This is a genomic window from Bradyrhizobium sp. NBAIM08 (assembly GCF_020193935.1).
GTDB lineage: Bacteria > Pseudomonadota > Alphaproteobacteria > Rhizobiales > Xanthobacteraceae > Bradyrhizobium > Bradyrhizobium yuanmingense.
This window is the reverse complement of sequence record NZ_JADYVR010000023.1, coordinates 12909-36580: the sequence shown is the minus strand read 5'-3', so window position 1 is coordinate 36580 and position 23672 is coordinate 12909. Positions and strand designations below refer to the sequence as shown.

General features: G+C 59.0%; 16 protein-coding genes and 4 pseudogenes. 13 read left to right on the top strand and 7 right to left on the bottom strand.

Annotated elements, in window-relative coordinates:
• Positions 1 to 112 precede the first annotated feature (112 nt).
• From I6F37_RS36980 to I6F37_RS36970, 3 genes are all read right to left on the bottom strand, one after another.
• Complete coding sequence (locus tag I6F37_RS36980; RefSeq protein ID WP_225131102.1) at positions 113 to 970, bottom strand: serine protease; 858 nt, start codon at positions 968 to 970, stop codon at positions 113 to 115.
• A 169-nt stretch (positions 971 to 1139) separates the two neighbouring features.
• Positions 1140 to 1895 (bottom strand): hypothetical protein, encoded by a 756-nt coding sequence (locus I6F37_RS36975; protein ID WP_225131100.1) that lies wholly within the window; start codon positions 1893 to 1895, stop codon positions 1140 to 1142.
• Positions 1896 to 1965: 70 nt separating this feature from the next.
• Positions 1966 to 2250: a hypothetical protein gene (locus I6F37_RS36970; protein ID WP_225131098.1), complete on the bottom strand. Its 285-nt coding sequence runs from the start codon at positions 2248 to 2250 to the stop codon at positions 1966 to 1968.
• Positions 2251 to 2853: 603 nt separating this feature from the next.
• Between I6F37_RS36970 and I6F37_RS36965 the strand changes: the two genes are divergently transcribed.
• From I6F37_RS36965 to I6F37_RS36955, 3 genes are read left to right on the top strand one after another with little or no spacing between them, the layout of a single operon-like run.
• Positions 2854 to 4125 carry a phospholipase D-like domain-containing protein gene (locus I6F37_RS36965; protein ID WP_306469184.1) on the top strand — a complete coding sequence of 424 codons (1272 nt, stop codon included), beginning with the start codon at positions 2854 to 2856 and terminating at the stop codon, positions 4123 to 4125.
• 41 nt (positions 4126 to 4166) lie between these two features.
• Entirely contained in the window at positions 4167 to 4928 is a 762-nt protein-coding gene (locus I6F37_RS36960; protein ID WP_225143501.1) for a hypothetical protein, read from the top strand.
• Between the two features lie 32 nt (positions 4929 to 4960).
• Positions 4961 to 6217 (top strand): endonuclease/exonuclease/phosphatase family protein, encoded by a 1257-nt coding sequence (locus I6F37_RS36955; RefSeq protein ID WP_225131093.1) that lies wholly within the window; start codon positions 4961 to 4963, stop codon positions 6215 to 6217.
• Positions 6218 to 6370: 153 nt separating this feature from the next.
• Here I6F37_RS36955 and I6F37_RS36950 read toward each other — a convergent pair.
• Positions 6371 to 7695, bottom strand: a pseudogene (locus I6F37_RS36950) (DUF3422 family protein).
• A 1098-nt stretch (positions 7696 to 8793) separates the two neighbouring features.
• Here I6F37_RS36950 and I6F37_RS36945 point away from each other — a divergent pair.
• A pseudogene (locus I6F37_RS36945) lies at positions 8794 to 9526 on the top strand (IS701 family transposase); the annotation flags it as partial.
• 386 nt (positions 9527 to 9912) lie between these two features.
• Here I6F37_RS36945 and I6F37_RS36940 read toward each other — a convergent pair.
• Positions 9913 to 10368 carry a GNAT family N-acetyltransferase gene (locus I6F37_RS36940; protein WP_225143497.1) on the bottom strand — a complete coding sequence of 152 codons (456 nt, stop codon included), beginning with the start codon at positions 10366 to 10368 and terminating at the stop codon, positions 9913 to 9915.
• Positions 10369 to 11112: 744 nt separating this feature from the next.
• A complete protein-coding gene (locus I6F37_RS36935) occupies positions 11113 to 11256 on the bottom strand; it encodes a hypothetical protein (RefSeq protein WP_225131078.1) in 144 nt (47 codons plus the stop codon).
• A 1120-nt stretch (positions 11257 to 12376) separates the two neighbouring features.
• Here I6F37_RS36935 and I6F37_RS36930 point away from each other — a divergent pair.
• From I6F37_RS36930 to I6F37_RS36900, 7 genes and pseudogenes are all read left to right on the top strand, one after another.
• Complete coding sequence (locus I6F37_RS36930) at positions 12377 to 12496, top strand: GTP cyclohydrolase I (RefSeq protein WP_249782202.1); 120 nt, start codon at positions 12377 to 12379, stop codon at positions 12494 to 12496.
• 109 nt (positions 12497 to 12605) lie between these two features.
• Positions 12606 to 12875 (top strand): annotated as a pseudogene (locus I6F37_RS46080) (6-pyruvoyl tetrahydropterin synthase family protein); the annotation flags it as partial.
• Between the two features lie 4 nt (positions 12876 to 12879).
• Positions 12880 to 13077, top strand: a complete 198-nt coding sequence (locus tag I6F37_RS36920) for a hypothetical protein (RefSeq protein WP_225131124.1) — start codon at positions 12880 to 12882, stop codon at positions 13075 to 13077.
• Positions 13019 to 13435 carry a radical SAM protein gene (locus tag I6F37_RS46075; protein ID WP_368736808.1) on the top strand — a complete coding sequence of 139 codons (417 nt, stop codon included), beginning with the start codon at positions 13019 to 13021 and terminating at the stop codon, positions 13433 to 13435. Before I6F37_RS36920 ends, I6F37_RS46075 begins: the two co-directional genes overlap by 59 nt.
• A 15-nt stretch (positions 13436 to 13450) precedes the next feature.
• Positions 13451 to 13693, top strand: coding sequence for a hypothetical protein (locus I6F37_RS36910; protein WP_225131055.1), 243 nt, complete (start codon positions 13451 to 13453; stop codon positions 13691 to 13693).
• Between the two features lie 177 nt (positions 13694 to 13870).
• Positions 13871 to 14171 (top strand): annotated as a pseudogene (locus I6F37_RS36905) (7-cyano-7-deazaguanine synthase); the annotation flags it as partial.
• Between the two features lie 124 nt (positions 14172 to 14295).
• On the top strand, positions 14296 to 14808 hold the full coding sequence (locus tag I6F37_RS36900; protein ID WP_225131052.1) for a hypothetical protein: 513 nt from the start codon (positions 14296 to 14298) through the stop codon (positions 14806 to 14808).
• A 2523-nt stretch (positions 14809 to 17331) separates the two neighbouring features.
• Here I6F37_RS36900 and I6F37_RS36895 read toward each other — a convergent pair.
• Positions 17332 to 21813: a Ulp1 family isopeptidase gene (locus I6F37_RS36895; protein ID WP_225143495.1), complete on the bottom strand. Its 4482-nt coding sequence runs from the start codon at positions 21811 to 21813 to the stop codon at positions 17332 to 17334.
• A gap of 189 nt (positions 21814 to 22002) precedes the next feature.
• Between I6F37_RS36895 and I6F37_RS36890 the strand changes: the two genes are divergently transcribed.
• The gene (locus I6F37_RS36890) at positions 22003 to 22746 is read left to right on the top strand and encodes a hypothetical protein (RefSeq protein WP_225131048.1); all 744 of its coding nucleotides are present in this window, start codon (positions 22003 to 22005) and stop codon (positions 22744 to 22746) included.
• Positions 22747 to 22900: 154 nt separating this feature from the next.
• Positions 22901 to 23062 carry a C48 family peptidase gene (locus I6F37_RS36885; RefSeq protein ID WP_225131038.1) on the top strand — a complete coding sequence of 54 codons (162 nt, stop codon included), beginning with the start codon at positions 22901 to 22903 and terminating at the stop codon, positions 23060 to 23062.
• Positions 23063 to 23672 lie beyond the last annotated feature (610 nt).

The following is a 23672-nucleotide window of genomic DNA, read 5'->3' as shown; positions in this document are numbered from 1 at the left end:
AAGCGCTAATCGCCGCGATCCTGTCACGTTCGTCCCCCTGCCTCGTTCGTTCCCCGCTGCATGCGAAATCGCTTCCCCTCGCGATCCTGCCTTATGCAGCTACCCGCTCGCACTATTGCAGGCCATCCCCCGCAATGCGCTCCTGCCGCAAAGTCACGTAACCGGCCCACCATCCGCGCCAGCGATCGACAGCGGGCCCACTTTCCAACCGATACGCAAAGACCGCCGAACCGCCACCGCTATCGATACTGCAGGTGATATCGTGTGCATTATTTTCGCTCTCTGCCTTCGGCACACAGGCTACAACCTTGTAGCCGGGCTCTGCAGCAAATCGGGATTGGTAGTTGCGGGAATGCGATGCCAGGGCGACGGGGTGATCGTCCTTGGTCTCTGAAACCGTGTAGCTTCTCTCAAGCTTGGCGGGGCCCAGGGGCGCTTTCGACGCCGTCCCGTCGACCGCAATGGTGGTGTTCGCGTCGACCACGAGATCGTCCTGAGCCACGCGCCAACACCGCTTGTCCTCGGCAATGTCATACAAAGGACTTGCGATTAGCTCCGACGCGGGGATGAAGTAATTCACACCGTTTACTTTGCGTGTCTCGCCGCCGAAGGTCCACTGGACAATGCCGCCTGCCGCGATACCCAACAGAAAGCCGTGATCTTCGAAAACCGGGCCCCCGCTGTTGCCCGGGTTCATCACAGTGTCCGTCTGCCACCGCAGTTCCTTGGGTGGGGAGCCGTGATTGCTGATCAGACCGCCCGACAAGCTCAGGTCCTGATTGAGCGGAAAGCCCAGTACGAGCACCGAAGTGCCCATCGGAGCCTGGGACGGTTTTAAGACAATGGGGATAGGGCAGCGCTTCCCGCCCGCGTCGGAAACGGGTGTGCTCAGCTGGAGCAGCGCTAGATCACGATCCGGATGGTGAAGAGAGGAGTGGGCGGACAAGTGCCTCGCGCCGTCTGGGCTCATGTCGAACCGCGCGACACTTTTGCTCTCGCTGCGGTCAGTCCAGGGGGCTGGCGATTGCCAAGGAAAAGCATCCGATCGTAACCAGCTACTGACATCGAACCAACCCTTGGGACAACCCCACGAGCCAGACGTCTCTCATACGGGGGCTGACCTCCAGTATGTCGCTCTGCTACCGCCGATTCATCCGCAGGGTGCCGATCTTGAGAGGCTCCGCCGCAAGTGCGAAGGTGAGATTTTGCTGGGACTTTTTCTCGTGGCCGCGAAGCGCTTTCATGATGGATGGGTGATCCGTCGTGAAGAGAAGCTTCTCATCGAGGCACGCCTCAACTTCCTTCTTAGGCCGCTTGTCGGATACGAGGCCGAGCATCAGGATTGGGCGGATCGTCGGCTTAACATTAATGCCGGGCGAGGTAGCTCGCGCGTCACCCATGACGGGATCCGTTTCCCAATACTTATCGGGATCGAAGAAAATCATGGGGGTCACTTCGTCGAGGGTCTTCGCGTAGTAGTTCCGCTCCACGTCCTGGTAGACCTCCCGCATGGTTCCGCCGCCGCCTCGCCCATAGACGATGCCGGCACGCGAATTGTTGACGAGGGCCTCTTCCCTTAGGCTGTTCTGAAAATACTTTGCATAGTGTGTTGCGAAGGGCATAGTCGGCTCGGCACCGTAGAGCCAGGTCGGGATAGCGAGGCTGACGGGGAGAATTTCGGGCGCCTTGGCTCGCGCCTCGAGCGCTACTTTCAGCCATCTGCGTGCGTCGTCAATGGCGCCGAGCTTTTCGTCCTTGATGGTCCAGGTGTCAGTAAAAAGGTCATCCAGAATGGGCGCCTTCGGTACAGCGCTTAAAAGGCCGATCGCTTCGTCGAGCGGACCTACGCTCTCGAACGATGAAAAAGCCACGCCCAGATGAGCGGCCTCCATCACCCCCGGCCCTCCGCCCGTGACCAAGAGAAAGTGCGCGCGGGCAAGTTCGCGCGCCAAATAAGCAATGGCTTTATAGGCCGCATGGTCTCGCGGAAAGACTGTGACCTCCCATCACGCCGACCAGCGGCCGTTGAACCGTTTTCAGAAAGATGCGTAGGGCATCGGCGATGGCTGCGTCGTGCGCGGCTTGCGCGGCGCGGACGGCGAGTGACGTTGGCACCGGCCCGCCGTCGGTTGCGAACTCACGGTAGATCGCAAAGTCCCGGGAGAGCGTGAAGCCCATGGGGTCCCATGGGTTGAAGCCTCCGAGCAACTCCTGAGCGGTGTACAGTTGGCTAGGCACAATGACGCCCATCGCAAAGCCTCCGGCGAAAATGACAAAAGTAATTCAGCGTGAGACGTTTCGACGGGCGTTATACACCCGCCGCACGTATTGCGCGAGCGTCGTATTCGTGCATGATGCGCCTCGAAGCGGGGGAGCGATCATGGTCGCGGCGGTGACAGTCAAAGCCTATGCTAGCCCGAGCTGCGTGCTCTTGACGTTCGATTGGAAAGACGGCGCCGAACACGAAGATTTCCTTGGGTTCGCCATCCAGCGCAATCCGGGTTATGGGCGCGACAGAAAGCCGCAATTCTTATTCAACAAGCTCGACTTTGTGCCCCTCGCGGAGGACGCCCGCCCAAAGGGAAGCGATAAGGCGCCGATCCAAAAGTTCAACTGGTGGGACGGCGGGATCAACCTAGACGATCAAGGCCAGACGTTCGAGTATACAGTTATTCCTGTGCTTGGCACCAGCCCAGGCGATCTGCAGCTCCAGGACGCGGCGGCCGGAAAAAGAACCGTGACGGTGCCAAGGCCCCTCGAAGGACAGATCGCCACCTACTTCAATCGCGCCGTCGTCAGCGCGCAGAGCTTTGCCAAGCAAAAGGACAAGCCGCTTGAGAAGCGGATGGATGGCTGGCCAACGGCCTGCAAAACGCCATTCCTCAAATCCTCAGCGAGAGCGACGCATTTGAATGCGCCATCTATCATCTGTCGGACGACCGGTGGATCATCCCGGCTTTCGAGGCCTTCAAAGGGCGCGGCTCGATCATCTATTTCGAGAAAGCTGACGACACCAAGTCCCGCGCCGCCGCGCATCGGATCGCGGAGGCACGACCCAACATCTCGATCCATAAGCGGGATGCCATATCCAAGCTAATGCACGATAAGTTCATCATCTTCTACCGGAAAAAGCATGAGCAGGCCGTCTTGATGGGCTCGACCAACTTTACGCCTGAAGCCCAAACGATCCAGGCCAACCTCCTTCATATCATCCATTCCCGCGAACTTGCCGCGCTTTACGCCGAGCGCGCGAACGTGCTGGCCAAAAATCTCGGCAAGAAAGATATGGACCCGCCGGACTGGAACGACGTCACGGACGTCGACGGCACCGAAATGCGCGTCTTCTTTTTGCCCGAGCCCGGCGAAAGCCGAAAGTTTCTCGACACGGTGACCGAGGCGGTCAAGAACGCGAAGTCCTCCGTGCTGTTCTGCATGTACACGGCCTCCGACAAGGATCTCATGGAGGCAATCTTTGCCAAGGGAGACTCGTCGAAGCACTTGATCTACGGGCTTCTCAACAGCATCGATGATCCCGACAAGCCGACCAAAAAGGGCGAGAAGCGCAAGCTTCCGGAGATCGCCGCGACCATTTTCCATCGCTCGCAGAATAACCCGGACACACTTCCCTACGCCGCTTTTAGCGCCAATGCGCCACGCGGCTTCCTGCCCGAGCTCAAGACCATCGATACCTCACCGTTTGATGCCTCCGCCGCAAAAGGCAAAGCAAAACCGGCAAAGAAAGCCACAAAGAAGAAATCGAGTGGCCCGCCGCCTATCCACGTGCATCACAAATTCATCGTGATCGATGGGGATACGGAGACGCCCACCATTTACACGGGCTCGCCGAACTTCAGCAAGGCATCGGAAAACTCAAACGACGAGAATGTCCTTGAGATCAAGGGCAACACGCATCTGGCCCAAGCCTATGTTGCCGAGTTGATGCGCCTCTACAATCACTACCGTGCCCGCGCGATCTGGAACAAGACCCACGAAAAGACAGGCACGAAACCGAAGCCGGGCTCGGAGGCCGATCCTCTTGTCCTCAAGCAAACGCGGGATGAGTGGGTGAAAGACGCCTATAAGAAAGGCACAAAGGCCGCTCTCGCCAGGGAGCGCGGCTTATAGGGGCGCTCTGATGTTTTCGTTTCTCAGACGTTGCTTGAATTTTGTTTTTTGTACTCGAACAAACCATTTCCGATCGAACCTATTCAATTGCAATCATGGCCCAGACCCCACGATCCTCAGCCCTTCTCCGTCTTTCCAAACGCTATACCATCATCGCTGTCGCGGCCTGGACCATCGCCGGCGCTGTGATCGCCGGGGTCTGGAAGGTCTACGAGTTTCAGACCGAGCAGGCCCGGCTCCTTAGTGAATCGCTTGCGAAGCAGGCCGAAGTCATTGCCGAGCGCGACGAGGCACGCAGCCAGGCCGCGCTGACCCGAAGGATCGAGGCGCAGAAGCCCTTCTTGCAGAAGAAGCTCGATCTCTTCTTCGAGACCATTCAGCAGGCTCAGCGCCTGACAGAGTGGGAGCTCGACCCTAAAGATGAAACCTGGAAGCAGGCGACCAAGCGCTTTTGGGAATTGCGTTGGGGCGAATTGGAGATGGTAGGCGATGCCGGCGTCCGGAACGCCGCGCGGCTTGTCGGCCAGCAGATCACAGAGACGGAGGAATTTCCAAGCCGCGACAGGCACGATCTCCGTTGGGCGGTTGAGTGCTTGGCGGACGAGCTTCGCTTTGCCATCGAGCACGCGTGGGGAATCGATCGAAATGCCACGCGCGAGAGCGTGCTGCGCGGGGAGGGAGCCACCGGTAAGCTTCCCAATGGCTGTGTCGCTGGCAACCGCGATCCCATCCGCCCGGCCGGCATGCAACCCCTCAAGGCAAAGGGAAACCTTCACCAAGTACGGTCGCCCCAAACTGAATAGGGCCGGTCTGTTGCAAACGTCTGGAGCACTACATGATTCTTCGCCGATCTGTCCTGTTCGCCCTCGTCTTGTTGCTCGGCACAGCGCCGACGGCCCACGCGCGTGACATCCGAATTGCGACATGGAATCTGGGCTGGCATCTCAGCCAGGTCGAGGCGAAGGAGTGGATTCGTGATTGCGGTCAACCTTTCGCCCTCAATCCAGCGAGTGGATTGTTTGAACCCTCGACGGCAGGGGCCACCAAGCCGGGCTGGGAGCTCAAATGGGGACGAAACGCAAAGATCAAATGGGACATCGCGGCAAAGCCGCCATGCGACGTTTACCAGGCCAATTTCAAGATCGTGCCGGTGACCGAAGCCGCCTACCAAAAGCGCTCGCAGCAACTCCAGGATTTCATCCGAACGAACCTCGATCCTGACATCATCACTTTTCAGGAGGTTAGCGGCGCCACCGCCGTTCGCGAGGTTCTGCCCAACAACGGTGCTGATTACGAGATTTGTTCGTTCGACACGTTCAAGGTCCAGCGGCTCGCGATTGCTTGGAAAAAGAACCTCGGGACGGGCTCCGATTGTGGGGTCGTTGCGCCCCTATCACTCCCGGATCTAGCCGCCGTAGATCAGGTGCGCCCGGGCTTATCACTGACGCTGCAGATCGATGGCAAGCCGTTGCGTGTTATGACCGTGCATCTCAAATCCTCCTGCGTCAGCCCGCTCGAAGACCGCGGCAAGCTTGACGGCGGGGGCGATGCGTGTGCCATCCTGCAGAAACAGGTGCGCCCGTTGGAGGATTGGCTGGAAGCGAGCTCTGCCAGCATGCCGGTCGTTCTGATGGGAGACTTCAACCGCAATCTGTCGCACGAGAAAAATTCGATCGGAAAATCAGATATTCGCTCGGACGGAAGCGATCCCGCTTCCTCCCTTCCGAGTGGCGTCCTCGTTCGCAGCCTCTATGGCGAGGTCAATGATGGGGCCCCCACTTCCAGCGCCCTTTCCCATCTGGAGCCGGAATGCCCGGTCAACCCTGTCGCTAAGCAACTCTGCGAACGCTCGAAGCGTGAGCTCTTCGATCAAGAGGCCGTCAAGCCGCTGACAAAGGCCGATAGCCTTGGCTGCCGCAATCCCCTGGGCCTTGATCAGATGCTCGTGAGCGCGAGCCTTTCGATTCCAGATCCTGCCATCAAGGTTGCGATCGGGCGCTTCGGCGGGACGCGCCCGGCAGGCCAAGGCCATCCGGATCCTTTGCTGGCCATTTCAGATCATTGTCCCTCCAAAGCGACGCTTCGTTTCTAGTGCAAGGGCGACTGAGCCGATCCAAAAATGCCTCGCCCGGTTAGTCCGGGCGGGGCATTACCTTGCGCAGGAGCCGGCCGCGATCTTGCGGCAGCGTCGCACCACGATCATGCGAGCTTCGCAGGATGGACGCACTGATTCCGTTAAGGAGCGTCAGTCGCAAGCAACCGAGGGCGCGTTGTCGTGCTTGAGGTGTCGCTTTCGGACATTGTAACTCACCAGCCAGATCACGCCGACTGCGATCGGCACGAAGGCTGCGGTCAGGAACGAGGGCTCTACTCGCAGTCCGACGTCATGCGCGCCCTTGGCAAGATAGCTAAACAAGCTGACCACATAATATCCTATCGCTCCGACCGACAATCCTTCGACCGTGCACTGCAGCCGAAGTTGCTGTCTGGCGCGCTCGTTGATAGCCTGCAACAGGTCACGATGTTGTCGTTCGATTTCGACGTCGACACGGGTTCGCAACAGATCGGCGGCACGCGCGAGCTTGACCGACAGAGCCGCCTGACGATCCTCTACGGTCGCGCAGGTTCGCATTGCGGGCGCCATGCGGCGCGCCAGAAACGACGACCAGGTTGGATAACCCGAGACATCGTTGCCTTCAATGATGGACAGTCGCGATTGGACCAGCTCGTTGTAGGCTCTGCTGGCGCCGAAGCGAAACAGGCTGCCGGTCGCGCCTTTTTCGAAGCAGGCGGCCAGCGCCGTCAACTCGGCAAGCAGATGGTTGTTGAACTGCAGCCCCTCACCGCTTTGCATTTTTTCGAGCGCCTCAACAAGACGGCGGTCGATGCGATCAACGGAAGGTGCAAGCTCAAGGGCGGCCGACAGGCCAAGCAGCGCCAGTGGACGGTAGGTCTCGATCTCCAGGAGCCGTTGCACCAGCGCTCCGAGATCCTGCGACGTCAATCCGAGGTCGCAGACGAGGATTTTCGTAAAGCCTTTTTCGTCTACGCGGAAGTCTGAGGCGGCAACGCCTGCGCCGTTCTTTGTGGCAACCATGGCCAGGCTGTTCTTGTCAAAAACCTGTTCGGCGCGCCTGGTCGGCGAGGCGTCCTGCTCCACTTCTAGCCTGATCGCGACCAGCAACTGTCCGGTCTGACGCAACGCGCGGATCAGCGATCGGACGGTACCATCAACTTTGTCAAATCGGTCTGCGGCGGAAACATTTTGTTACTCCAGATCCAGGTAAATGTTGTGAATTCCGAATGCTGCTCCCAACGTAGCGTAGCGGTCCCGATGACAATCTGATGAAGTTTCGCCGATTGCTCAGGTGGCGGAAGATTGCGCTCGAGGCAAAAATCGATAAAGCGGCAGCGATCGCTTGTGGCCGCCTCACCCTGCGCAAGAAAAGCCAAGTGGATCACGCTGAATGGCGAATCAAGGCGCGTGAAAGGGCGTGCGTGCACTTCGCCGAGCACGGCGTCGCGTTGCGGATGTGGCGTGAAGGTTCGCAGATCCAATTCATCGACCATGTATTGACATCTCTCTTCAGGGTGAGCAAGCAACCGTCAGCCGCGCGAGGCCGTGGCAAGCAGGAGCGTCTTCCGTTCCCCCGGCGGGGTGCAGACAGGCAACCTCCGGTGCGGCAACCACACTGTCGATTGACAGATCGAGGCCCAAACACGACTCCCATCTTGCTGCCGCCGCCCTGACGCGGAGAGGCGGTGCAGGATTTGGGCCAGCACTGCAGAAGGGGCACGCTTGTGTCCTTTGGCGCAATGTGGCTTTCGAAGACAGTTGGAGGCGGGTTTCAGACATGAAGCGCGCGCTTGTATTCTGATAGGATGCGTACGTGGCGCAGGCCACAGGAAATTGCCTGCTTCGCACGGTGATCGCTCGCCAGGCGGCTGAGACGCCATGCTGTGGACGGATTTGTCCATGCAGAGACCGGCGACTGACCGCGCCCGGACCAGCCGGGCAAGGCTTGGCCGATGGGCTGATAACGTCACGTCGCGTGAGGATGACGTGATCACGCAGCCGGAGCGCACGCTGTCATAGTCTTTTGAGGTGACATTCAGGGCAGTGCAAGCGCCGCGGCTCGACCGCAGTGAGACAGATACGTGGCGAATGTCGTGAGCGATCGACCGAATAGCGGCGGATCACAAGTACGGCCGACTCGACTTGGCGGGCGTATTGCTCAAGTGCGCTCGCGGAGGTTTTGATCCGTCTGTCGCCACGCGGCCGAGAGCCAATCTCGGTCAAACTCGCTCGCCGGTCTTTGCAGGACGCGAGGATCGCCACGTTCTCGTTGATGTCAGCTCTGTTTCGGATCGAGCGCACGAAGCGGCCTCTTCGATGGGTGGATCTGGCCGAAGGCCGGCTAAGCAGCCTCGATCGCCTATGGCGCAACAGCGGCGTCACAACGCTCATCCCCTGCCGGCTGCGCCGTCATTCCTCGCCAAACAAGAAAGTTCCTCCTCTGCTGTCGAGCCCCTGCGGGGTGCGCCGTCGATCACCTCCGGCCTGTCGATCACCATCGAGGCCGCAAGGTGCGGGCTCGGAAAACAGAGATCAAGGAGAACTACCATGGCGACCATCGGCACCTTCAAGACGACCGGCAACAACGAGTCCGGGCGCTCTATCTGCCAAAGGAATGGACGGACGACCCCGCTCGCCTGAAAGCCGCGCATGTCCCGAGCGATGGGCTTTGCTACGAAGCCCAAGATCGCGCGTCGAATGGTCGCTCCGCGATCGCCGCAAAGGTGCCGTTCTCGTTCGTAACGGCGGACAGCGTGTATGGCACAGGTGAGATCGAAACCCTGCTGCGCAAGGCGGGAAAAGGCTATGTTCTGGGCGTTGCTTCCAATCACGTGTTCCGTTCATGGGGCAAGCAGCAGCCGGTCGCCGGCACCGCCTCCGCGATCGCGCAGAGCCTTCCCAAGAAGTGGCCTGGCACCGCTCCGCCTCCGGCGAAGGGACCAAAGGTCCGCGCTGGCACTTGGCCGATCTCGACGCTGGTGAATACAACGACGACCTTGCCGGAGAATGGACGGGGGGTCTTCTGATCCGTCGCAACGTTACTGACGCCAGCTTGGCCTTCTCCACATGGTGCCCCAAGGGCAGGTCCATGCAGAAGCTGGCGTCGGTGGAAGGCCATCGCTGGGCTATAGAGGACAGCTTCGAAACCGCCAAGAACGAGCTCGGCCTTGACCACAACGAAAGCCGCTCCTGGCATGGCTGGCATCGCCATGTCTCACTCGTCATGCTGGCCTTCGCCATGATGGCCGTCATCCGTCATCGAGCCAACACTGGACCATCGCTCAAAAAATGCGACCGCGGCCTCGACCGAAGCATCGCTCTTGATCCGCTTGTCGATCCGGGAAATCCGCCCCATCGCCATGAAGCTTCCCCAGCGACTCATCTCGCACGCCTACGTCCTCGCATGGTCGTCCTGGCGTAGGGCTCATCAGGCCAACGCGCGCAAAGCCCATCTCAGGCAAAAATTGCAACTGTAATGCTAGTTAGGGCACCCGACGGAACACAGCAAGACCGAGTCGTCGTTCTCAGGGGGCAAATACAGCAGTGCCATTAGCCCACTACAAAAATAAAAAACATAAGTCCAGAACGCACAGACAATTACGCGTTCCGGTCAATCAACCGGCCCTAACGAAGAACATTGGGTTCCAAGCTAGATTGATCCGCTCAGCTTCTTGGTCATCCAGGGACGACTCTAAGTTGACCCCACCGGCTCATATCATGCGGCAAAGCCGGGGGCCGACTTCCTCGAAGCCGTTGCGCAGATAGAAGTCGAGGGTGCGCTTCCATTTCGGCTGCCACGGTGCTCCGACCTCCAGCCGCTTCCATCCTCGCGCGCGTCCTTCGGACAGAGCGACCGCGATCAGATGAGGCGCAATGCCCTGCGATCTCATGTCGGGGCGAACATAGAGCTCCGAGATTTCTCCAAACTTGCCGCCCGCGTAGATCGCAGTGCATTCGTTTAGAACCATGACGCCAACCGGCTCGTTGTCTCCGCAAGCGATCACCGCGACGACGCTGACATCCGCAAGAACTGCCGCCGCGCTTTGCGTGACGATTTCGATCCCCGGGGCCATCCGGCGCAAGAGCTCGACTTGGAGAGCATAAACGAAGCCGGCGACGGTTCCGGCATCTGTGACTTCAGCGCGGCGTGTGGATATGACCGGCATCTTTCTTTCTGCTCCGCATCGGAATTGAATCACTCTGCGCCACGAGCGTCAGCGTGACATTTGTGATCCGCTAGACAGACAAGGCTAGCTGAGATTCCCGAACACCTCGAACCAGAGCCGATTGGAGCACTTTCCAATCAGCTGATCTCTGCTGTGGGTCTTGGTTGTATGAAAACGCCTGATGACCCGCGATTTCGGCTGTCAATCAGCGTCCACAACTGAATTTCGATCCAACCGATGGCTTTCACGTCGCAGGGTTTCATCACGAAGCTAAAGCGCGCCTCTCCAAGATAGGATCATGATCATCGCGAACTTCATTGTCGAAACGGTCCTTCAAGCGGCTGCTGACCTTGTGCCGACAATCCAATGAGACGATCACGCATTCCAGGTCAAAAGGCCGATGGATGTCGTCACCTAGAAGGAAACCGTTCAGAGGTGTATGCACCCCACCGCATTTTGACCCTCGGGAACCGAGCTCAATCGCTCTGTGACGGCAGTCTATGGATATTGGCCATCTCCTTCCTCGATGCTGAATCCTTTACCAGTCACGATGTTTGGAGACCAGCTCTCTGGAATGGTAGCCATGGATCCCTCCCGCCAGAAGGATCGCTGGGTTAGGATTCGACAGCCAATGACAGGATCCTCTCGGTCGTCGAGAGCGATCGGGTCGAGACGATAACTCCACTCCTTAGCTCCGCGGCAAAGTCGATTTGCACCGGAACCGCCTCGCTTGGTGCGCTCTTGCTACAAAACAAGGCCCGCGCGCAGGTTCGCAGCACGCGTCGGGGAGTTGCCGTCAGGCCAGTACGCCGCGCCGATCAAGAGTTGCTCGATCGTGTTGAGATTTTCGACGATGAACTCGGCTTGCCGGTCGGGCCGCCTTGACACCGACATCCTCGGCGGGATGTACCGCGTCCACAAAGAAGCGGTCAGGCCACGAGCTGCTGGAGTGTTGCAATCTCTTCCTGTCGCTCGCGGAAGGAGGGCTCGCGGACCAGGTCCAGGCGCTGCTAGTCGGTACATCTTCTTCGGCTGCGGAGCCTCGCCATTGCCCGTTCGTATCTAGCTTCACTGGTGCCCGAACCCGGGAGACCACGTCGCTTGGCTTGGTCAGGCGATGAGCGCGTTGCTTGCCGCGGCTTCATGCTGCCATGAGTTTCGCGAGCCGCGTCAACGCTTCGCGCTCTTGGTGGCGATTCACGTGCGCAATTTGACCTGGTCAAATGTCCAAGCCTTGAATAGCTTTGCCGGGCCAGGAATTTCGCCCCGAGCTGCCGCTGCCTGTATAGCTCTCTTGTTCTCGCCTGTTATTTGGGCGACATCTTCGACCTTGACGCGTTCGGATGTCCCGTTCATCGGTTCTTCGCGCCAATCACGGGGCCGATTAACTGTCTGATGACTTCGGGGCGGGTAAGATTTGGTTGCTTTTGCTGGCGCTTCAATCGTGTCCGCTTGTCGGTGTGTATGTCTGAATCCCGACACGAAGTCGCACATGATCGGCCGTCGCGGCACGATGCATTGATTTTCTCTTCCTCAAGCAAGTCTCGCACAGATACTTTTGCGGCATGCTGATTGCAGGGAGACGATAAAGGACCGTTTCGGCAATAGTGGTCTCTCGGTCAACGACGCAGGAGAGATGAAAGTTCTCGATCGTATGCAAATTGATACTAAAAACTGCCCCGGGTAAGGCACCTCCCCAATTGAAGCGCTTTGTTCAGCGCGTGTCGGCCGCAGATCATGTCGTTCACGCAAACTAGCGAAGCTGCACAGGAGTTCTGATGAGCTCTACGCAAGCAATTCGTGAACGCCTGCGCGACGCCGGCGCGTCGTTTGCGGCAAACGACAATATCGCAGAATATCTGCTGCCTGGTGACATTGATGTGATCCAAGCCGAGGTCGAGCAGCACGTGCACGCTGTGCTTGAGGCCATGGTTATCGACACCAGCCGCGACCACAACACCAAAGCGACCGCGAAGCGCGCAAATTTGTGCGCCTTGCCAACTGGATCATGTCGCGCCCGCACATCCAGGAGGAGGCCGCTGTTATGCTGGCGGACGAACTGGAACGCCGTATCCTGCCGAAGGGATTGGCCGTCATCGTTAGGGCGCAGCACCAATGCATGATCTAGCGTGGTGTTCGCTAGACTGACACCATCATGATAACCAGCATCATGCGCGTGCTTTCCGCGACGACAAAATATCGCGCAGCGAATTTATGGCACTGATCAAGGATCAACCGTGACCTACCTATCGACGAAGACATACGGTCATGAAACCGGACTATCCGCTACATTTCGCCAGTGGCGCGCGCTGTCACACTGTCGTCTGCTGCACGGTTACTCGTTGTCATTTCGCTTCGAGTTCGAGGCCGACACCCTAGACGACAAGAATTGGGTCGTTGATTTTGGCGGCCTCAAAGAGCTGAAAGCGATCCTCGAACACACATTTGACCATAAGACCGTCGTAGCTGCGGACAATCCGGAGCTTGAATGGTTCCAGGAAGCGGCGCGGCGTGGCGGATATCGTTGTGCTACCTGCTGTCGGCTGCGAAAAGTTTGCCGAGCACGTCTACGGCATCGCGAGCAAGTGGCTGCTGACAGAGCGACTTGCTCCGCGTTGCCGGCTTGCATCTGTCGAAGTCAAAGAGCACGGTGCGAACAGCGCGATCTATCGGGGAACGAGCCGTGCTGCCGGTCAACGAGATCTTTGAAAGTATCCAGAGCGAAGCCTGCAAGAGCGGCACGCCGTCAGTGTTCCTGCGGCTACAGGCCTGCCCAGTTGGTTGCCTCTGGTGCGACAGCAAGCGCAGATGGAAGGCAGATCCAGCATGTCAAGTGCCGATAGCCGAGATCACGGGATCGAGGACGCCACCCGGGGCTAGGATGTCGCCGGAGGAAATATTGCTCGCCGTGCAGGGGTTTAGGGCTCGGCATGTCGTGATCACGGGTGGCGAGCCCGCAGCGTACGACTTTCAGCCATTGACGACGCTACTTATCAAGTCTGGCTTCTCGGTGCAGGTGAAGACATCGGGACCCATGCCATTCAGGTGCACCCCTGCACGTGGGTGACCATCAGCCCGAAAGTTGGCACGCCCCGTTGTTTTGGATGAACCGCTGCGGCGTGGCAACGAGATCAAACATTGCGTGGGCAAGCCTGCCGATATCGAGAAGCTCCTGGCCCTCAACATCCCTCGTGAGTTCATGCCGATAATATGGCTGCAGCCCTTGAGCCAAAGCCGCAAGGCGACGAAGCTTTGCATTCAGGAGGCGACTGCGTGCGACTGGCGTGTCAGCATTCAGACGCACAAGTTGCTCGGCGTGGGGTAAGCAACCCTGCGCGTCAAAGCGTTCTGCGGCTTCACCTTAGAGACGATCATGAATTGCGTCCTCTAAGTCTGAACTCAATGAAGGGAAAGCGGCATTCATCGCAGGCTTCTTTGCCGTTGTTCGCCATTGCCAAGCGGGCCTGATTTCAACTCTTCACATTCTAAGCGAATCCTCTCAATGACCGATTTCACATCCGAAGCCGCGCTGGTTCTATTTTCTGAGCGGTCAGGATTCCGCCACCTGCCTCGCTTGGGCGCTGTCGCGCTTTGCCCGGGTTGAGACCGTCGGCTTTGCCTATGGACAACGCCATGCGATCGAGCTGGCCTGCTGCGATCAGTTGCTGAACGGACTGAAGAAGCTGCGCGTAGACTGGGCGAGCAAGCTCGGCGACAACCATACGCTTGAGATCCCCACACTGGCTGCGATATCAAAGACTGCACTGACCGGCGAGGTCGCGATCGAGATAGGCGCGGACGGGATGGCCGCGGCGCGACAGTTGAAGAATGAGACTGTCCGCAATTTCTGCCTGAACGAATTTGAGCGCTTTTCGTTCGGCTACCGAGCCGACGGCACTGCGCCGATCCAAAACAAGGTAGGCGCCGGTGTTTAATCGCCTCCTGGCCGCTCCCGCGCACGATCTCCACGTCAGGCAGATCATGGATGAGGGCAGGGTGTTGCTCGTAAACCTGTCAAAGGGGCGGATCGGCGAGGACAGCTCGTCCCTTCTTGGCGGCTTGCTTGTGACGACGCTCGGACTTGCCGCTTTCAGTCGGGCTGAATTGCCGGCGCGTGAGCGACCAGACTTCTACGTCTACATTGATGAGTTTCAAAACTTCACCACTCTCGGGATGGCAAATATGTTCTCGGGGTTGCGCAAATATCGCGTCGGCTGCACTGTCGCACATCACTATCGTCATCGGTTAGAACCGGATGTGCGCGATGCGGTGCTCGGAAATGCCGGATCGATTATCTCCTTCAGAGTTGGTGCTGAAGATGCGCAACACCTTGCTCGCGAGTTTCTGGGAACGTTCGAGGAAGCCGATCTCCTGCAACTGCCGAACTATAGGATTTTATCTGAAGCTCATGATCGACGGGACGCCGTCGCGGCCATCTAGTGCCGGTACGCTTGAGCCCGGCGTCCTAGATTAAGACACCGCCGTTGATTAGTAAGTCTCGGCGCGTCGAGCTTCTTGCAAACCCGGCGCGGGGGGATAGCGCCCCAGGATCATCGTCTCCGGCTCATTCCGCGCTGGCACTGACCCGCTCCCCCAAGCGGAACCTCTCCTACTTTCAGCTATCGCTTCGGTGGCGACGCCGCTAATATTTCAATTTTCGGCACCTTCGGGACAAGGCTCTTTGCAAAATCGCGCGAGAGATCTCCCCATATTCCTTTTGCAGGCGGCAGACAGGATACTATCGAGCAGGGCGCAGCCGGTTTTCAGGCTTTCCTGTTCTGCCGCTGGTTCGACAGCCTGAGCGAAAACAACAGGAGCCATTCCGCGCCGATGTGCACTGCAGCAACGGTAGCCATGCGTCGAGTAGAGGCATCTCACGTTTCGGATCTCGACAAGCTATCAATGAACGTTCCAGGGGCGACATCAAGGTGATCTGGATCATGGATTTTGAGAGCGGTCTGGCCGGGGGTTGGCAACGATCTCTTTAAGATGAGCTGTCCCCAATCTCCTGAGAAAGCGAGTTGTCTTTAGGGCTGCGGCCCGCTTTATCGACGCACAGCAAGCGTTGCTTTTTGTTCTTTACTGTCGCGCAGTCCGTTATTGGCATACTGGCCCGCCGTACATCGGCTGCCAATGCGGGCGAACACGAAAAAAAAGATGATTGCGGAGCTACAAAGGTACGAGAACCATCTCTGCTTTTGAATTGACTGCCGACGATTCATCCGGACTCATCTTTCCGCAAAGAGAAGGCATGAAGGCTGCTCGCAACTCGGCAACTGCCCTCCGTGGGCGGTTCGCCCGGAGGCAGCGGCGCCGCGCAGCCTACGCGTTGCAGGCTTTCATCGTGCATCGATTAGGTTAGCTATAAGACTTATGCGCTTGCAGACCAATTCACTCAAACTTGTAGGACACCTCTAAGAAGGTACCCCATCGCTCCATGCTGTACTTTGCGAGTGCAGGGATCTGGATGAACGTGCCTCGGTCGCTGCAGCCGCTGCAGTTGAATGTGACATCGCTGTCATTCTTGGTCCACATTGCCCAGTACCGAGTGCCGACGCCGATACTGAAATTTCTGCCGAGGAGGTACGACAGCGTTCCTTCGATCTGTACGCCCCCCACCTTGCCTGCACTGATCGTAGAAAGTTGTTTCAGGACGGAGGAGATGGTTATCACGACCGGTGAAGTCGGTCCATGGCAGGTAAGCAACATCTGCGCTCACGGCGCTCAAACAGCATAGTCTCGGCGTTAAGCCCGACGCGCAGCGCATCCCAATTGGCACCTTGAGTACCGATGATTTGCTGGGCCGGAACCGCGCATGCCCCGTATGGCGAGGCTGTCTGCACGCATGCGATCGAATCCGACTTTTGGCCGAAGTAAGTGCCACTGATAAATGCGCCCAGCTTGTAGGTGCTACCGCACATAAAGTCGTAACCGACATCGGCGGTGTAGTACGTGAACCTTCCGTTGGCCTGATCTCACAGAGTGTTGCATAGGCCGTACTGCCGATGCTCGAATCCTCGTTCATTCTTCCCTTGTTGAAGCGTCCGAGCCAACGTTGCCCTTCAGGAATATCCCCCAGGACTATCAAGCCGTGCGAACAGCTCGCCGGAAATGCCGTCCAAGCCATGATAGGTGAGCGTGGAATTGGGGATGCCGCTATCTCCGGATATCGGCGGCTGATTCGTGTAGTCCCACTGGAATGTGCCTCTGCTGAGCCAGACCCGCGAGCCCCTTCGAACGACCAGTCGCCCGTATCGAAAACAGGCTTTATTGTTTTGGCGGCCGCTCGTCCCGGATAGACCGATGCGTCGAACCATTCCGCCCCGCTCGCGTCGCCGCCGAAATGGTGATTCAATCTGATCTTTCCGATGTGACAGTTGCTGGACAAGCTGGTTGTCCTGGCGGCAATGTCGGCGGGGCGGGGAACTGCACCGTCGGCGGGGTCGCCAGACGCGTCCCCATCGAAGCCCATGTAGTCGTACTCGAATTTGACACACCAAGCAGGTGTAAGCGCTTGCTCAAAGCGACTCCGACGACGGTCCAGCCGAAGCGACTATAATCGAACTGCGTTGTATGCTGCAGGAAGCCGCAAAGCGCCCCTCGAATTCGTTGTTATGTTGCCTCGGTTATGTTGCCAGGCTGCCCGCCCTGATGTAGCCCAGCGTTTGGCCTGTTAGGCCGAAGCGGCGTAACCCACTCGAGCAGTCCCTGTGACAAAGGCGTTTGGACCTGCCTCGCAAGTGGCGATAACAACAGCGCCCGAGAAGGCAAGACAGCTGTTGGTGCCATCGGAGACAGCATGGCTCGCATCGACTTCGGTGCCGGAAATCCACCTATCCGTTTGCCAGTTGTAGCCGGGAGCGGATCGGCATCCAGTATTGGCGCAGCGCCTCGACGGTCGCTGGAATGTCGAGGTGGGCATTGCGGAGAAAGTCCTCGGTCTCGCGGCCGCTTCGCGCTCCCTTAGCCTAAGCCGGGATGAGCTCGAAGCCGGTCCTGGAGGGACCGCCGATTGGCGACGAGGTTGTCAAGGTGCAGCAACTCGTGCCCTGGCCGCTCTCCTTGGGCCAATCGTCGAACCAGCGCCCGCGTGCCGTCCACCACGAAGACGCCGCAATCATAGCTGTTCCGCTGCTGGGCCATGCTAGGTGACTCCAGGCGGGCGCGCAGCCGTCGTGCGAGCTGCGCTGCCGGCTCGTGGTTGTGTCCCCGGACAGAGTCGTAGTGATAGGCAATCGGCTCTCCTCGCGTGCGGCGATCAAGGAGCAGCAGCGACCAATGCGTGCCGAGGCGATTAGGATCCATTGCATCGTTCACCGGCAGGAATAGGAAGTCGGCGGTATCATTACCATTCGGATCGTAGACGATGCGCCGGAATGCACGGAGCATGTCGGGCTCGGCGCCGAAGCGCAATTGATAGTGGGCTATCAGGGGATCCACGAACTGCGCCAGGGCGGCGAATTCCGGACGGTCCCGCTGCAACTCCTGCGCCAGGAGCTCGTAATCCCTGTGGATGTGCTCGTCGCCCAGCCATTCCTTGGCGCCGAGCGCTAGTCCGCTGCGGCCGTGGGATGAGGCTGTCGGATCCAAAGCCCCGATCTGAGCATCGGCGGATGTGCGCGGGACAGGCGCATAACTAGCATCATCACGCGGCTCCTGCGGCGTCGGCGCATTCAGATCAATCAATGGCTCACGACCCCCGTAGGTGTCTGAGCGAGCCCTGGCAAGATGCGCGGGCGCAACATGAGCATCGTCGCGCAACTCGGATGGCGTCCGTGCATTCAGATCAACAAAAGGCTCTCGGCCGCTGTAGGTGTCTGAACGAGCTCGGGCAGGATGCACTGGCGCAAAATCAGCATCGTCGCGCAATTCGGACGGCGTCAGCGCATTGAGATCAACAAATGGCTCAAGGCCAGCGTAGGCGCCTGAGCGAGCCCTGGTCGGATCGGCTGGCGCAAAGTGAGCATCGTCGCGCAATTCGGACGGCGTCCGCGCATTCAGATCAACAAAAGACTCTAGGCCGCTGTAGGTGTCTGAATGAGCCTGGGCAGGATGCACTGGCGCAAAGTCAGCATCGTCGCGCAATTCGGACGGCGTCGGCGCATTCAGATCAACAAGAGACTCTAGGCCGCCGTAGGTGTCCGAGCGAAGCCTGGTAGGATGCGCCGGCGCAAAGTGAGCATCATTGCGCAACTCGGACGGCGTCGGCGCAATCAGACCATAAGATGGCTCAAGCCTGCCCTTAGCATGTGACGCGGGCCAGGATGGTGATGCTCGTTCTTGCACCTGTTCACCCAACCAAACCCAAGCTCCGGCGCTCGGGCTGGCCGGCGTTGAGGGAAGATCCTGCGCCGAGCCCGAGTGCCAATCGCCCTGCGCGGCCGGCGAGTTCGGCTGCTCAGGGCCTGGCAGCCCCAGTTCTCGGTTCGGCTCAATGAGTTTCAAGTAGCTGCGAAGATGCGACAAATCGGGACCGTGTACTCTGCCTCCAGTCCGTTGGAATGCTACCACGTCATTGTCGAGGGATACCTGCTCCCTGCTCGAGCCGTTTAGCCGCCCGATGATGCTCCCTTTGCGCTTCTCTCTAAGCCACGCACTAAGCGCACGAAGACGCCTCGCCCGCTGTTGCGCAGACTGCCTCAGCTTCGCAGTCGGAGTTTTAAGATCTTTCAGAGCTTGGTTCAGCGCGCCCTCGATGAGGGGCGCATCTTCTGGATGAGGAACTAGGCGACGGGGGGCACCGAGGACGCGGGGTTCAGGTGCTTCCACTTCTTCACCCCCACGCAGCAGCCGCCGGAGATGATTCAGAGCCGATCTAATGCGGTTGTTGGGGTCACCGCCCGAGCTCCTGTACTTCGCAATCTCCGCGTCCAGCGATGAACCGTCGCGCAGCCGAGAAGCTACCGGGCCCCTATGACTCGCGTTGACCCAGCGAATAAATGCCCCAAGCCCGTAAACACCGTTGTTGATGGCCCCTTTGGTGAGCTTGCGCAGCTCCGCGTCTCCACGAAACTTCGCCAAGAGCTCCGCGTCTTCGACCGGAAGCTGCTCGCCGATCGGTTCGTCCGGCGACGGCATCGGGGCTTGCATCTGCGATGGTGACGCCACCACTTGATGGGATAGGGTCTGCATCAGCTGCTGCTCAACAGCGACGACCTGCGGAGGCGGCGAGGAGCTGCGTCCGTCCATCGTCTCTAAAAGCAGATCCTGCTGGTTCGCAGGCAGAGTCTCCGGCCAGCTGCCAGCTCCGTTCGACCCGCTGTGCTGCGCAGTCGTCCGCCTCGTCTCGGCGCGAACCGCGTCTTCGAGATCAGGAAGCGGGCGAATATGACGCCGTAGTTCGATCGCTCTAGCACCCGCCGGCGACCTCAGGAGATGAGCCAGTGCGGCCCCGGCTTTTCTGCGGCCATGGGGGTCCTCCTCCTTATACTGGCTGACATCTTCATCCAGCGAGTCGTGGCCAAGTCGAGCAGCAATGCCGGGCTTATGCTTTTCACGGAGGTAATCACTCAAATCGATAAGAAGAGTTGCATAGGTCCTGGCGGTGTTGGCGGTGCTTGGGGCTGCTTCTTCCTTGTACCTTTTGATGAGATCCGCATCCTGGGGATAGGGATTCCGCTCAACCCGGCTTGCAAACGGCGTGATGCCGCCCGGCGATTGGGAGGCTCTAAGAAGATCCAGTGGGATAGCGATGGCCTGCTTCTCCTTCTCGGCGAACTCCTGGGCATCCTTGTCCAGCGACTTGTCGTAAAGCCGGGAAGCAATGCCCGGCTTGTCGTTCTTTACGAGCCAATGCCCCAAGCTGAGAAGACCACGTAGATTGCGACCGACCGTGCTCTCGGAGGCCCCAGCCTTGATGAGTGCCGGCCTGAGCCCCTCAATAAGAGACGCATCTTCGCAATAAACAGGATCCAGGCTGCTACCTGCGAAAACAAAATTTGCATGGCCGGGCGGTAGCGCCGAGGCATTCAGCATCGTTCTACCGCCTTGACCGTGCGGAGGCGGCGTAGATGGGTGGCCGCTCGCCCGCATGATGGGAATCTGCTCGCCTGGCACGAGAATGTTGCTGTAACGTTCATCCGTCAGCTCGTCGTCCTGGTGGCGCCGGTTCACGGGATTAGGGGACTCTGTAGGATCCAATGCTAGGCCATGCCGCGGTGGCTGAAGACACGACGATGCACCGGCTTCGTCGACCGTCCCCAAGAATAAATCTTGATCATCCCCCTCAGCGAGTGCCGCTGGCCAACTGAAGGCGGGCTGCGACCCGCCCTGCTTAGCCGCGGCCTCAATGCCCCCGGCCCGGCCAGTGATTGACGCGACTCCGCCCGGCGACTGAGAGGCGCGGAGACGATCTAGTGCGGTAAGAACGAGGTGCCTGCGATTTTTATCGAAGATCGCAGCGTCGTTGCTCAGCGATTCGTCGTTAAGCCGAGCAGCCACTCCCGGCTTTTTTTTTGCGAAGAGCCACCGGCTAAATCTGCGAAGAGGACCAACATAATTCGTCTTAGCGGTGATCTCCTCGTACCCAGCCTCAACGAGTGCTTCTTGAAGTCCGGAAATCAAGCGTGCGTCTTCGGGATGAAAAGGGGGACCGTTGAGTTTTCTCGCTCCGTTACGGAGATGATCAAGTGCCGCGCCGATACTTTTGCTACCCCCGGCGTCCTTGTAGCGCTTGATCTCTTCATTCAGCGGTTCGTCGTCGTTCCATGTCTCGTCCTGAAACCGAGCAGCAATGCCACGCTTGTTGTTTGCACGAAGGTAGTGGCTGAAATCCGTGAGAATAGATGCATAGGTTTTGGCGGTACTTGAAGTTCGGGCCGCCACTGCTTGCTTTTTGTATTCCTTGATGAGAGTCCCGTCCTTGGGATAAGGAGTCAGGTCAGGGCGGCCTGCGATCGGTACGGCTCCTCCCGTCAATTGAGAGGTCCGCAGATGAGCTAGTGCCCAAGGGACGTTCGCCGTCCCACCTTTTATTATGAACTCCTCGACATCCTTGTCCATCGTCTCGTCATGAAGCCGATCAGCAATGGCCGGCTTGTCGTTTGCAAAGAGCCAACGGCTCAAGCTGAGCAGATAACCGACGTAGCTCGTGGCGGTGCTCTCAACGGCTCCACCCAAGAGGAGCGCCTGCTTAAGGCCGGAAATAAGGGGCGCATCCTTAGCATAAAGCGGATCCTTGCTGCGACCTACCAAGACCCAATTTGATTGAGCGGTCTGCAGCGCTGAGGCGCCCAGCACCGCCTCATCCTCTCCGGCATGCGCCTCAGATCGCGATGCATCCGCTTGATGGGCGCGGACCTGCATGAGCACGGGAGCAGACGGCACAGCGATCTCGCCCAGCTGCTGCTCAAAGGCGGCCGCATCTGTGGACGGAGCCGATGAGCTCTCTTGCGGGCCCGCGGTGCCCGATTGTTGACGCACCCAGTTGGTGGATTCGAACTTCATTCGTTCTCAGTTTCGGAATAATAGGCCAATTTGAAGCCTGAGGTCGCTTGTGATTTGCCACGGAACCGCAAGAATACTGGAGCGCGCGGTCGGAGTGCTTGGACGCGGCGTTCTGGGGCGTTCACGATAGTTTTCTGCTGGAGACTCTATGAGCGATAGCTGTCGAGAACCTGACGCGGAGCCGCCGACTTGTTGCAGCGGACACCCAGGCTGCCCCCTTGGCCGGAAATCAATAAAGACCTGTTCACCGGAGAATCAGACGCGCCAGCTCGGTCGTCAGAGATCTACCGCGGTCTCGACTCTTTCATTGATCTGCCGGCCACACCGCACCAGATGCGTGACGATGCTCACTCAGTGCCGGTGCTCAGCCCGGCCGGTAGTGCCGCGTTCTTCGTCGGGCCATCAGGCGTGCTTCAGGAGCTTGAGGATATCGGATATCTCGTTCCCGAGGATTGGCAGCATGGCTCCCAGCCGGTGGCGGATGTCCAGATCCGTATCCTGAATAACCACGGGTTGCTGCCGACCCAGTTCAGCGGCCCAAGGCAGGTTTTGATCAACGGTGAGACCTACTCGATCGCATTAGGGCCGCGAGGACGCGGTGCACAATTCATCCATCATCCTCGCCCGTCCCCGGTCCCGCCTGCTCAGATCGGCCCTTTGACCGGAGTCTCTGTTGACCGCAGCGGACGCGTCCTGGGCCCCACGCAGTGGCTGGGTGACGAGCATATTGAGCGGGACTATGGGGTCCTGAGGCGGGAGTTGCAGGAGAGCAATCCCGATCTCGCCGCCCGGATGCGGTTCGTGGATCCTTTGATAGCCCAAATGTTGCGGTCAGGCTCCAACGAGGACGCGGAACGCGCATTCGGGTGGAGTCGCGGTGATAGAGCCGACTTCCTGTTCCTGCCGGTTAAGCGATGCCAGCGCTGCGGATAGAGGGTGGCGCGGCAGTCACTGGTCGCTGCTGCTGGTTGATCGCCGCGATCGGGCAAGACCGGCTGCCTATCACTAGGACTCTGCGCCAGGACCCAATAACCTGCCCGCAGAGCAGCTCGCAGAACGGCTGCAGGCCAACCTGCAACAGGGCTCCATGCGCGAGCAGAGCAACACCTATGATTGCGGCGTCTTTGTCGTGGACGGCACCCGGGAGCTGGCGGAAGGACGGCATCCAGACCCGCTGAACCTCAGCAACCTCCGCATCAATCGGCGGGCACTGCAGGACCGGCTAAGGGCTGGGGTCAGCTTCAACTGAATAGAGCGCGCGCAGCTGGTTGAAATGCAACTTCTCGCCGATTGAAGGTCCACAATCGCGCGTTCGCAGAGCATCATGGTGTCTCACAAGTCAGGAGCGGAGACTGGAGCTAAGGCTATTTTCGCAGACGGCGAAGGAGCCCGACGGCGATTGCGCGGCCAGCTTCCGACGGCCGCACAGCCATCATCAACCTCTCCGGTATCATCTTTCCCAAACAGCCGCAGCTGGGACTAAAGGCCCAGCTGCGAGCTAAACACGTGGAGACGTCGCGCCAACATTGCTCCACGAATTGACCCGGCGGCTTGGCTCTCGGCATTTTGGATCCATATTTCGATTGAATCGCCTGTCCAATCATGCTGCGTCTATGCAGCGATGCTCCCGCGCCTGGGGTGATCGGCGCCCAAGTTCTGCAAAACCTGCAGCCAGGCGCCTCCTTTCCGAAGCTTGAATGGTTGACAGACTTATACCAGCCTCCGCGGGCCATGCTGTGCGTGCCGCGAGCACATACAAACCACCACGAGAATCCGCCGGTCGGCCTTCGCGCGACGGCGTGAGTTGTTCGGCTGCTGATTCCGCTCGATGTCGCCCACCATTGAACGAACCCGCTCCG